14 protein-coding genes and 1 pseudogene are annotated in these 10,417 nt (G+C 68.4%); 2 read left to right on the top strand and 13 right to left on the bottom strand.

The features are described 5' to 3' along the window. From VIB55_RS21020 to VIB55_RS20960, 13 genes and pseudogenes are all read right to left on the bottom strand, one after another. Positions 1–300, bottom strand: a pseudogene (locus VIB55_RS21020) (hypothetical protein); the annotation flags it as partial. Positions 301–523: 223 nt separating this feature from the next. Further along, positions 524–1,426 (bottom strand): hypothetical protein, encoded by a 903-nt coding sequence (locus VIB55_RS21015; protein ID WP_331878632.1) that lies wholly within the window; start codon positions 1,424–1,426, stop codon positions 524–526. Further along, positions 1,423–2,298, bottom strand: a complete 876-nt coding sequence (locus VIB55_RS21010; RefSeq protein ID WP_331878631.1) for an ABC transporter ATP-binding protein — start codon at positions 2,296–2,298, stop codon at positions 1,423–1,425. Before VIB55_RS21010 ends, VIB55_RS21015 begins: the two co-directional genes overlap by 4 nt. Positions 2,299–2,302: 4 nt before the next feature. Further along, entirely contained in the window at positions 2,303–2,689 is a 387-nt protein-coding gene (locus VIB55_RS21005; RefSeq protein ID WP_331878630.1) for a GntR family transcriptional regulator, read from the bottom strand. 111 nt (positions 2,690–2,800) lie between these two features. Then, complete coding sequence (locus tag VIB55_RS21000) at positions 2,801–3,265, bottom strand: glyoxalase superfamily protein (protein WP_331878629.1); 465 nt, start codon at positions 3,263–3,265, stop codon at positions 2,801–2,803. Between the two features lie 263 nt (positions 3,266–3,528). Beyond that, positions 3,529–3,897 (bottom strand): YciI family protein, encoded by a 369-nt coding sequence (locus VIB55_RS20995; RefSeq protein ID WP_331878628.1) that lies wholly within the window; start codon positions 3,895–3,897, stop codon positions 3,529–3,531. A gap of 118 nt (positions 3,898–4,015) precedes the next feature. Beyond that, positions 4,016–4,534, bottom strand: coding sequence for a DUF6886 family protein (locus VIB55_RS20990; protein WP_331878627.1), 519 nt, complete (start codon positions 4,532–4,534; stop codon positions 4,016–4,018). After that, on the bottom strand, positions 4,524–4,994 hold the full coding sequence (locus VIB55_RS20985) for a DinB family protein (RefSeq protein ID WP_331878626.1): 471 nt from the start codon (positions 4,992–4,994) through the stop codon (positions 4,524–4,526). Before VIB55_RS20985 ends, VIB55_RS20990 begins: the two co-directional genes overlap by 11 nt. 41 nt (positions 4,995–5,035) lie before the next feature. After that, a complete protein-coding gene (locus tag VIB55_RS20980) occupies positions 5,036–5,506 on the bottom strand; it encodes a heme-binding protein (RefSeq protein WP_331878625.1) in 471 nt (156 codons plus the stop codon). Between the two features lie 47 nt (positions 5,507–5,553). Beyond that, entirely contained in the window at positions 5,554–6,255 is a 702-nt protein-coding gene (locus tag VIB55_RS20975) for a hypothetical protein (protein WP_331878624.1), read from the bottom strand. A gap of 306 nt (positions 6,256–6,561) precedes the next feature. After that, entirely contained in the window at positions 6,562–7,428 is an 867-nt protein-coding gene (locus VIB55_RS20970; RefSeq protein ID WP_331878623.1) for a hypothetical protein, read from the bottom strand. Between the two features lie 49 nt (positions 7,429–7,477). After that, on the bottom strand, positions 7,478–7,858 hold the full coding sequence (locus VIB55_RS20965; protein ID WP_331878622.1) for a VOC family protein: 381 nt from the start codon (positions 7,856–7,858) through the stop codon (positions 7,478–7,480). A gap of 28 nt (positions 7,859–7,886) precedes the next feature. Beyond that, the gene (locus tag VIB55_RS20960; RefSeq protein WP_331878621.1) at positions 7,887–8,450 is read right to left on the bottom strand and encodes an alpha-ketoglutarate-dependent dioxygenase AlkB; all 564 of its coding nucleotides are present in this window, start codon (positions 8,448–8,450) and stop codon (positions 7,887–7,889) included. 289 nt (positions 8,451–8,739) lie between these two features. Between VIB55_RS20960 and VIB55_RS20955 the strand changes: the two genes are divergently transcribed. Then, a complete protein-coding gene (locus tag VIB55_RS20955; protein ID WP_331878620.1) occupies positions 8,740–9,735 on the top strand; it encodes a hypothetical protein in 996 nt (331 codons plus the stop codon). A 230-nt stretch (positions 9,736–9,965) separates the two neighbouring features. Next, on the top strand, positions 9,966–10,417 hold a 452-nt coding region (locus tag VIB55_RS20950), incomplete at its 3' end, for a hypothetical protein (RefSeq protein WP_331878619.1).

The raw sequence follows: 10,417 nt of genomic DNA, 5'->3' as shown, positions 1-10,417 counted from the left end.
CTGAAAGAGCAGCACGCGATACGCAGCCGTGGCGGCCGCGGCGTCCTGCGACGCGGTCGGATCGCCCACGGGGAAACCCAGGTAGCTCTCGTAGCGACGGTCGATGGCGTTCAGCGCCTCGAACATGGCCAGCGACACGCGCGACATCGTCCGCTCCGTTTCGGGCGTGCGCCCGGCGGCGGACTGCGCATTGGTGATGCGGGTGGCGAACTCCCACCAGTCGCAGACGGTGTCCGCCGCCGCGGGCTGCGCGAAGACCAGCGCCGCGACCGCCGCCATCCCCAGAGTTGCTATCCGCATGGTGTCTTCTCCCGTGTGTGACTGGTCGGGTGAAACGGTCCGCGCCGTTCGGCTGGAGCGGACTCGATGCGCCGGTGAAGGATCGACCTGCGCTATGGTGATATACTCTAGTATAACACCATAGATCGCGCAAGCCTCTCGTCGGGCATCCTGGTTTTGTGGGCATTGACGACAGAGAGGCGCTACGGGAGAAGCGGAGCGCGGACGGGAAGGTGGATGGGGATCAGATCGGCTCGCGGTGCCGGCGCATGCGCACGGCCGCGGCAATGAACACCGCCGCGAGCACCAGCCCGATCCACAGGTCCGGCGTGGTCAGGATGCGGCCCGGCGTGAGCGGGGTGGAGGGATGGAACGGAATGGTGATGACGTGCCCCCGCGGGTCGAAGGCGTGGACGTGCCAGCCCAGCAGCCGGTACTGCACGAATGCGGCGACGTTCGCGCTGTCGAACGTCAGCTTCTCCAGCACGCCGAGCGCCAGCAGCGGCAGCACCGCCCACAGCACCGCCGTCCGCCGGGCCCAGCCGGAGACCAGCAGCAGAAACCCGTAGATGGGCGCGTGCCATAGCGCGATGCAGACGATGGAGTAGAGCAGCGCCGTCCACATGGTGAACAGCCGCAGTTCGCCCCAGAGCACGCCCACGCCGTGGCCGTTGATCGCCAGGGCGATGGCGCTCAGCAGCAGCATCACCACGTGCATGGCGACGATGGCGGCGAATGCGAGCAGCGGCAGGATGACGAGCGGCACGACGGCCTTGGCGAGCACCGTCGTGCGGTCGGAAACGGGGAGCGACTTCCAGAAGAGGATGCCGCGGTCCCGCCGCTCGCCGGCGAGCGCCTCCAGGCAGTAGAACGCCGCGATGACGAACGTGGTCGCCAGCATCAGCAGCGCCGCGACCCGGTAGGTAACCGAGGCCGATCCCGCGTCCGCATCGTCCACGGCCAGCATGCCGGGCATGTGGCTGGGCATGGTGACGGCGTGAATCACCAGCCCCGCGACCGCGAAGGCGGCGACGCCCAGGGGCGCCAGGTAGATGGAGCGGTTCTCCCACAATTCGCGCCGCACCGACCAGTAGAACGGCCGCGTCCGGGCCGGTGCGTCCACGACGGCTTCCGGTGCGATGGTCATTGGCCGGCTCCGCGTTCCTGGCCCGGACGGCTGCCCATGACGGCGACGAACACGTCCGCGATGCTGGGCGTGCGCAGCTCGCCAAGCGCCGACACCTCGTCACGATCCGCTTGATCGAACAGCAGGATGCTGCGGCCGAACAGGTGGCGCTCGTGGATGGGCCCCAGCGCGCGTGCCGCGGGCAGCTGCCCGGGGCGAACCATCACCTCCACGTAGCGCTGCTCGAACTCTTCCATGCTGCACTCCAAAACGAGGCGCCCGCGGTCGATGAACACCAGGTCCGTCAGCACGTCCTGGATCTCCTCCACCTGGTGGGTCGTGACCACGATGGTGCGCGTGCGGTCGAAGAAGTCGTTCAGCAGCGAATCGTAGAACTGCTTGCGGTAGAGGATGTCCAGCCCCAGCGTCGGCTCATCGAGCACCAGCAGCCTGGCGTCGATGGCCATCACCAGCGCCAGGTGCAGCTGCGCCACCATCCCCTTGGACAGCTCGCCGACTTTGCTCGTGCGCCGGATCTCGGTATTGGCCAGGAAGCCGTCGGCCTTGCCGCGGTCGAAGCGCGGATGCACGCCCGCCACGTAGTCCAGCGCCTGCGAAACCCGCAGCCAGCGCGGCAGCACCGCGACGTCGGCAATGAACGAAACGTCGCGCGCCAGCCGGTCGCGCTCGCTCCACGGATTGTGCCCCAGCACGTTCAGCTCGCCCTCGTAGCGGGTGAGGCCCAGGATGGCGTTGAGCGCGGTGGTCTTCCCCGCCCCGTTGGGACCGATCAGCCCCACGATGCGGCCCTCTTCCACCGTCAGGTCCAGACCGTCGAGCGCCACCGTGCTGCCGAACGACTTGCGCAGCCCGCGGGCTTGAATGCATGCCATGGCTTCAGCGCTCCTTGGCGGGATTGGACGCGGATGCCGCGGCGGCGGCGAGCAGGTCCTCCGGCGTAAGGCCCAGCCGCTGGATGGTTTCCTGGATTCGGGGCCACTGCTCGGTGAGGAACTTCTCGCGCTCCCCCTGCAGCAGCAGGTCGCGCGCGCCGGGATTGATGAACATGCCGCGGCCGCGCCTGGTCTCCACCAGCCGCTCGTCCACCAGCTGCTGGTAGCCCTTGAGCACCGTCAGGTGGTTGACGCGGTACTCGGCCGCCACCTGCCGGACCGAGGGCAGCGGATCACCCTCGTTCAGCACGCCGTCCAGGATCATCGCGGCCACCATGTCGCGAAGCTGCCGGTAGATGGGCTGGCTGTCGTTCCACTCGCGTTCCACCATGGTTTCCCGATGACCCCTGCGATGCCTGCACGGCTATGGTGATATGCTTAACCATATCACCACGGGCGCGCAAGAACCCGCGCAGGGCACGGTGCCCTGCCCGGGGTTGCGTCAGCCCGCCCGGCGCCAGCTGCCGTCGGGCTGCGGCGTCCAGGACACGCCGGCTTCGTCCATCCAGTCACCCAGCGGCCCGTCGGAATTCGCCTCGGCTCCCAGGCGAAGCACGTGGCCGTCCGGATCGAAGACGTGAAGCTCGCGCGAGCCCCAGGGAAAGTTGCGCGGTGGATGGCGGATGGTGGCGCCGCGGGCGCGGAGCTCGTCGTGCAGGGCATCGGCGTCGCTGACGCCCACGTACACCCAGGTGCCGGGCTGTCCCTGGCACCCCTCGCAAAGCATCAGGGAGGCGTCACCCCGGCAGACGCTGGCGAAATCGTCGTAGCGCCACTGCAGGTCGAACCCCAGGGCATCCACGTAGTACCCCAGGCTCCGGTCCAGATCGGCCACTCGCAGGATTGGGGTCGCCTCCCCGAACCGCACCGGGGATGAAGCGTCGGCGGAGCGTTCAGGATCCGGCATCGGTTTCCTCCTCTCGCGGGGTCGAGTGACAGGCGGCCGCGCTGGCGCTCAGGCGATGCCGGGGCGCTCGATCGTCGCCATGCCTCGCTGACACGTTTCACGCAGAGGCCGCGGAGGGAACAGAGAGGACGCAGAGAAAGACCGGTCCTTTCCTCTGCGTCCTTTCTCCCATCCTCTGCGTCCTCTGCGTGAAACGCAGTTCTCGCGTGGAGGTATGGGATCGGCCAGGATCTCCTCCAGGCCCGCCGGAGGCACGGGCGGACTTACCGGGCGAAATCCTCCGGCCCCATGATCTGCCGGACCTCCACCTCGCCCTCCCACCCCGGCCAGTGCTCGCGGTGCATGTTCATCAGCCAGACGGCGCCTTCCACGGCTTCTTCCCGGGACGCCGCCTCGACGATGCCGTAGCCGCCCACCACTTCCTTGCCCTCCGCGAAGGGGCCGTCCAGCACGCTCAGCTCTCCGCCGGAAACACGCACCCGCGTGCTCCGCGCCGTGGACGCCAGGCCGCCGGTGTCGAGCAGCTTGCCCGCTCGGCGGGACTGTTCGCTCGCCGCGGCCATGGCATCCATGAACGACTGGGGCATGGGGCCGGCGTTCTCGGCGCTCTTTACGAGGTTCATGAATCGCATCGGTATCTCCATCGGTGTCGGGTGGAGAGCGGGGGTGGCCGCCCGGGCCGCGCTTGGATCCCGCTCCAACTCTACGTCGAACGAGCCGATGCGAAATCGACATGGTTAGGGAGCGCCTTCAGCGCGGCGCGGCGTTTCGCATCCGGATCATCGAAAACCGCAGGCTGGACGCGGCGACGGCATCGTGCAGGTGCCAGAGGCTGGGCAGAAAGCGCAATTCCACGCCGCGGGCGAGGAGTTCCGCGACGACGTCCGTAATCACCTCCACGCGCGCGGGGACCACGGCGTCGCGGCTGACGAAATAGCCCGCGCCCTCGTCCAGGCACTCGAACGTCCGGGACGGCAGGCGATGGCAGTACAGCACGCACGCGCGGATGCGCTCCAGCCAGGCGCTCTCGACCGCGACGACGGCCGGGCTCGCTCCCAGGAACCGCTCTGCATCACCCACGGTGGTCGCCGGGCCGGCGTAGAAAGTCACGCGCGGGCAGTCGCGCGGCAGGAGGTAGTTGTGCAGCCGGCGCTCGTCGACGGCCCACACCACCGGCTCGCCAACGAACTCCGTCGCCCGCGGCTCGAAGCGGCCGATCGCACCCTCGCTCACGTGAAACAGCGACGGCCCGATCAGCTCAGGCTTCATCCGCCGATGGCGCCAAAAGTCTGCGATGGTAGTTCACCTGCCCGTTGTGATACGACGTGTGCATCGCCAGCCGCACGAGCAGCGTAGCCGTGGTGATGGGCCGGCCGGCGCTGACGTCCACGGGATATTGCCGCTCCAGGTCCTCTTCCGTCAGCCGGTCCAGCGTCTGGCGCACCGCGTGGATCGCCGCGTCGATCTCGGCCAGGATCTCCTGGACCGGCACGCCGGTCCGCGCGAACTCCCCCTCCCGATCGCGCTCGTACTCGATTCCGCCCAGCACGTGGCCCACCAGATAGCGAAGCGCGCCCGCCTGGTGAAGCGCCAGGTTGCCGGCGGAGTTGGCAATGGCGCCCGAGCGCAGCCACAGGTCTTCTGGGCGCGGATACGCCTGGATCTCCGCGCGGAGGGCCTTGAGATCGTCGGTGAAGGCTGCCTTCAGGATGGCCGTCAGCGTCTGCATCGTGAGCGTCGGAACGGGATGGACGAGGGCGGATGGACCCGCTACCGCACCAGCGCGTCGATGGCCGCCTGCGCCACCTGCGCATCCTGCTGCGAGGTGACGCCGCTGACGCCCACCGCGCCGATCACGCGGCCGTCTACGACGATGGGCAGGCCGCCTTCCAGCGGCACGCCGTCCAGTGCCAGCAGCACCGTGCGTCCGCCTGCGACCGCCTCTTCCAGCACCTTGGTGGGGCGCCGGAACCGAGCCGCGGTGCGCGCCTTTCCGATGGCGATGTCCAGGCTGGCGGGCTGCGTCTGGTCCAGCCGGTGAAAGAGGATGAGCTCGCCCGCGGCATCGACGATGGCGATGGCCACGTTCCAGCTGTTCTCGCGCGCCTCCACCTCGGCCGCCGCGGCCATGGTCCGGGCGGCCTGCAGGCTGAGCGTCTGCGTCTGCAGCAGCTGCGCACGCGCGGGCGACGACACGAACAGCGCGAGCAGGACGAGGGACGCGAACGTGGTCTTGATCATGGCACCGGGGCGGGAAGTCGTTGGATGACGGCGGACGGGCATCTGCATCATGGCTCCCCCGGCTGGGCCGCACGCGGCGGCGCGGGGGCGAGTGTGCGCGCTCGATGGAAAACGACGGCGACGGAGGCGGTGGCGAACGCGGTGGTAAACGAGCCCTGGGACTCGCCGTAGCTCGAGCGCTCTCCCCCCATCAGTACAACAGAGGCGGCCGGGATGAACGACACGTTCTTTCCCTCCATCTCCAGCCCCACGCCCTGCACCAGCCCCACGAAGTGCCCGGGATTCTCGCCATTGGGAGAATTGCCCCAGTGCAGCACGACGGCCGGGTTCAGCAGAAGGCGCTGCCCCGGCGCGAGAAGGCGGTCGTACCGCCCGTATAGTTGGGACGAGCTCCAGGAAATGATCGGAAGCCCCAGCCGCCCGCCGATGCCGTACGCCGACCGCTCGTTCTTTCCGAGTTGTGTGTACGCGCCGACGAAGGGTGAGAAGGCGTTGAGCCCGGCGCTGAGCTCGTTGCCGCGGGCACCGTCCGCGCTCACGTTGCCCAGCGTCAGCTCCGCGTACAATCCAGGAACCGGCTGGTTGCCGGCGCTCCAGAACCAGCCCGCATCTTCGCCCGCAGGTGTCGTGGAGGACACCTGGGCGTTCAACGAAAGGCCGGGGTACACCTCCGCGGAACGGACCGTGGAGAGCGTGCACCCGGAGAGCAGGGCGAGGGCGGCAAGCAGGGCGGAGATGCGCAGGTGCATCGGTGAAGCCGGGTGCGGCGGGTGGACGCGTTCGGGACGCTGCGCTGGGCACCCTCAACGTCTGCCCGGGAGGGTGGCGGGCGCAAGTGTTCACGCCCGCCGGGAGGATCTGGCTTGCGCCACCTTGAAGCCCGGGCGTGGCAGCGGCACGGATGCGTCGGCTCTGGCCTTGTCGCGGCTGGCGGATGGAGGGGCGTTTCATCGGCGCCGGCGCATTCCGCGGCTGCCCTCTCCCCCCCGGCCCCCTCTCCCGCAAGCGGGAGAGGGGGAGAATTCGTGTGCGCTTCGGCAGGTGTGGAGGCGGGTTCACCCGCTCTCGTGAGCCCCGGCGCGGAGGAAGAGGCCCAGGCCCGCCAGGTATCCGAGGATGGGCGACATGCCGTATCCCAGTACCGGAACGGGAAAGCTGCCGAAGAAAGGAGCGGCGGCGGTGATCGCCACGTAGGCGCCGAGCGCGATGCCCATCGGTCGCGCGGCTCCCCGTCCGGCGATGAGGAACGGCAGGGGCAGCAGGAGCAGCGAGGCCATCGCCGCCACTGCCCAGACAGTGCCGAGGCTCGCGGCCAACCCGACGATCTCCTCCACGTACGGCACTGGCGCCAGCGGGTCGCGCCGCGTCCAGGTGAGGACGGCGAGCACGGCGACCGCGGCAAGGCAGGCGAGCCGCGGCGCGCGTCCCTCGGCCTTCACGGCCAGCAGCAGCACCGCCGCCGCGCCAAATGCCGTAGCCTGCGCGGCGTCCGGCTGAAGGAACAGCGCCAGCATCGCCGCAGCCCCGACGAGGGCGGAAGCCCACCATCTCCTCGCCCGCGAGAGGCCGTCCAGGGCGACGATCAGCACGGGGAGGAGCACCGCTGCTGCGTGAAGGCGCACCGGGCCGAGCGGGAGCCATCGGTGCACCCCGTCCACCCCCGGAGCGAGCAGGGTCGCGGCCAATGCAGCCACCGTGAGCACCGCCGCGACGTCCGCCCACCTCGGCCGCGCGGCGGAAGTGCGGGGCCTCGCCAGGACCACGCACAGCACCGTGCCAACCGCCCACGCGGCGACGTTCTGCACCCAGAGACTCGCCGGCACGTCCGACATTCGCATCGTGAGCACGCCTGCGACGAGCGCCGGGACGGGTGCGGCGAGGTACAGCAGGGACAGCCGGCGCGTCTGCATCGCGTGGGTCATCGAAAGGGATGGTCGAGGAGCGAATCGGAAGATGCTGGCGACGGCGTGACTACGGGTTCGCGACTCTCCACGGCGGGTTCCGGCGGTTTTCCCCGGCCCAGTACAGCCACAGCGCGTTGCCCGCGGGATCGCGGAGCCGCGCCTCGCGCCAGAGCCAGCGCTGGTCCGTCGGCTCCTGCGTGAACACCACGCCCTTGCCCTTGAGGTCCGCGACGAGCTCGTCCAGCGCTTCGTGCTCGAAGTACACGAGGATGCCCGAATCCGCCGGCATCGTATCCACAACGTGCAGCGAGAACGTGGCGCCAGCCTCCGGGCACTCGAAACGCGCGTAGTGCGGCGTGTCGACGATCAGCCGAAAGCCGAGCGTGCGATAGAACGCGACGGACGCCGCGAGGTCCACCGCCGGAAGCGTGACCTGGTTGAGGTTCACGGGCCGTTACATCCTTCGTCGCGTGCGGTCAGCGGTCCGCTAGCAGCGTTCGGAAGGTGACGGAGTAGCGGAGCGAATCCACGGCAGGAATGCTGTGCTCCCACTCCGTCCGCGAGGGGCCGCGCAGCAGGTATGCGGACCGGGGCTCCGCCGTCAGCGAATAGCGCTCCCACTTCGAACCCGCCTTGCGCCGAAGCCGGAAGGCGCACGAGGACACCAGCGATACGCCGATCACATCCCCGAAGACGCCCTTGTCCCGGTGCCACCCGATTGCGGCGCCGGCGCCGTACTCGGTGACGAGCGCGTGAGAGAGCTCCTCCGGCGCCACCTCCGCGAACGCGGCCGCACGGTAGCGCAGCGGAAGGAGGAAGTCGGGGATCTCGTCCACCTTGTGCAGCCTGCGCTCGGCGAAGTCGTAGTGCCAGCCGTAGGAGACCACCCGCCGCTTGCCCACGTAGCCGTGGAACTCGAACTCCTTCAGCGGCAGCTCGCGGATCCGCTCCACGAGACCCTGCTCCTCGTCGGGCGGCAGGACATCCGCCTGGTAGCGTAATCCTTCGGGCGGTGCCGGTTTGGTGACGTTCTTCATCATGCCCCGGAGTAGGTGCCCACAAAACGTGCGGATCGATTTCGTGCCTTCACCAGAATAGTGCAAGCCGCAACCCATCTCGGGACCGAAGAGTGAGCGCGGCTCACGGCCGATGCGACATGTCTGGGTCGCAAGTGCTTATAGGAGGGCAGCTTCGCCAACTCTGCCGCTTTCACCCGTTCCATTGCGCACGCCGGCGGGAAAGGAGGCACGCCCGATGCCCTTTGTCGAGGCGGGCGCGGCAAGGCCGCGCAGCAGTGTCTGCCAATCCTACGCCACCTCGGAGGACCCCATGCGTTTGCTGTCCAGCCTTGCCGCCCTTGGCCTTGCCGCCACCCTCGCCGCCTGCGTCGATACGGCGCCGGAGATCATGGCGCCGGACGCGGGCCCGAGCAACCTCATCTGGCTGACGGACAACACCGACGGCGACATCGAGATCAAGAAGCCCAAGATCGACGTCACCAAGTGGCTGAACAAGACCATCCGCAAGCCGCCCAACCTGCTGCTCCCCGCCGGCCCGGAGGGCATTGGGCCCGGCTCGCCGATCCTCGTCACCATTCCCAACGACGGCACGTACGGCTGCACCGCCAACTTCATCTGGCGCGACGGCAGCAGGCTGTTCCTGGGCGCCGCTGGCCACTGCTTCGTCTCGGCCGCGAACAAGGCCACGCACGGCGAAGGCGCGGACTTCGACGCGACGGGCGTGTCGGTTGACGTGTGCGTGCAGAACTGCGAAGGCAACTTCGACGCGATGACGCTCGTGGGCACCGTGGTGACGCTGGGCCGCGTGGCCTACGCCCGCCAGACGGACCCCACCGGCACCGAGGACGTGGGCAACGACTTCGGCGTGGTGGAGATTCCGGCCTCGGCGCACCACCTGATCCGCCCCTCCATGCCCGTCTGGGGCGACTTCAGCGGCGTGGAGCTGATGGCGTTCGGCGAGCCCGCCTGCCACTTCGGCAACGGCCTGGTCACGGGTGAAACGTTCGTCACCAAGGCCCGCGTGGGCGTGGGCGGCGGATCGGACGGAAATTCGTGGTACGGCGACTTCGTGGCGGCGCCGGGCGACTCCGGCTCCGGCATCATGGGCTGCGAGAGCAACGGCCTGAGCTTCTCGGGTACCCGCGCCATCGGCGTGCTCACGCACCTGGGCGTCGGCACGGGCGAGGTGGAGTACAACGGCATCAAGACCAAGGTGGAGCACGGGTTCGTGCTCGGCAACACCGTCGCGCGCTCGATCGAGATGGCGCGCGAGGCAGGGCTGAACCTGTCCATCGTCGAGCCGTAAGCGCGAGCGAAAACAAGTGGATTGATCGCAGAAGGCCGGGGCGGCGACGCCCCGGCCTTTTTCGCGTTCCTAACCCTCAGCCGCACACTCCCTGACCACACGCACCCAAACATCATCATAGGGTTGTCCGGACTCGTAGCGGACACTAGCCTTTGAGCCCGCTACCATCGTATGTCCGCTTGCCGCGCGAGTGGAATCAGAAAGTATCTCCTGAGCGGAGGCGCTAGACCATGACAGCAGAAACTCAGGACAGCCTGGCAGTTCTGATCAATGAAAGCGCACTTGCGGACATGCACCGGATCGTGGCGTCCAGCGATCGCCTTTTTGCGATGCCCGACGGGAACACGGCGCAATCGTGGACCGGCTCCTACAAGCTCGCCGTGCTGGTCCGCGCAACGAACCTCAGCGAAGTCGCGGCCCTGGTCTCCGTGGCGAACCGCGCGAATCGGTTGCGTGCGCTCCTGATCGAGTCAGACGTGGACGACGACTGGCTCCTCTACATGTTCGATCGCGCAAAACTCCGGGTGATGAGAAACGTCCTGGTTCATCACGGGCCAGAGATCCCCATGCGCTTCCTCTCCGCCTGGGCACGTGGAATCGAAGATCACGTAGTGGCGACGGCGACTGCATTCGAGGATCGGCTCGCCGTGAGGAATTGCGCGATGAAATCGTTCGAGATCGG

The organism is Longimicrobium sp., from assembly GCF_036554565.1.
In the GTDB taxonomy this organism is placed as follows: domain Bacteria; phylum Gemmatimonadota; class Gemmatimonadetes; order Longimicrobiales; family Longimicrobiaceae; genus Longimicrobium.
Note: the sequence above shows the minus strand (reverse complement) of the source record. Positions and strands in the feature narration are given on the sequence as shown.

Coding starts and splice junctions, on each gene's coding strand:
- VIB55_RS21015 (WP_331878632.1), bottom strand. CDS start 1,426: ATGACCATCGCACCGGAAGCCGTCGTGGACGCACCGGCCCGGACGCGG.
- VIB55_RS21010 (WP_331878631.1), bottom strand. CDS start 2,298: ATGGCATGCATTCAAGCCCGCGGGCTGCGCAAGTCGTTCGGCAGCACG.
- VIB55_RS21005 (WP_331878630.1), bottom strand. CDS start 2,689: ATGGTGGAACGCGAGTGGAACGACAGCCAGCCCATCTACCGGCAGCTT.
- VIB55_RS21000 (WP_331878629.1), bottom strand. CDS start 3,265: ATGCCGGATCCTGAACGCTCCGCCGACGCTTCATCCCCGGTGCGGTTC.
- VIB55_RS20995 (WP_331878628.1), bottom strand. CDS start 3,897: ATGCGATTCATGAACCTCGTAAAGAGCGCCGAGAACGCCGGCCCCATG.
- VIB55_RS20990 (WP_331878627.1), bottom strand. CDS start 4,534: ATGAAGCCTGAGCTGATCGGGCCGTCGCTGTTTCACGTGAGCGAGGGT.
- VIB55_RS20985 (WP_331878626.1), bottom strand. CDS start 4,994: ATGCAGACGCTGACGGCCATCCTGAAGGCAGCCTTCACCGACGATCTC.
- VIB55_RS20980 (WP_331878625.1), bottom strand. CDS start 5,506: ATGATCAAGACCACGTTCGCGTCCCTCGTCCTGCTCGCGCTGTTCGTG.
- VIB55_RS20975 (WP_331878624.1), bottom strand. CDS start 6,255: ATGCACCTGCGCATCTCCGCCCTGCTTGCCGCCCTCGCCCTGCTCTCC.
- VIB55_RS20970 (WP_331878623.1), bottom strand. CDS start 7,428: ATGACCCACGCGATGCAGACGCGCCGGCTGTCCCTGCTGTACCTCGCC.
- VIB55_RS20960 (WP_331878621.1), bottom strand. CDS start 8,450: ATGATGAAGAACGTCACCAAACCGGCACCGCCCGAAGGATTACGCTAC.
- VIB55_RS20955 (WP_331878620.1), top strand. CDS start 8,740: ATGCGTTTGCTGTCCAGCCTTGCCGCCCTTGGCCTTGCCGCCACCCTC.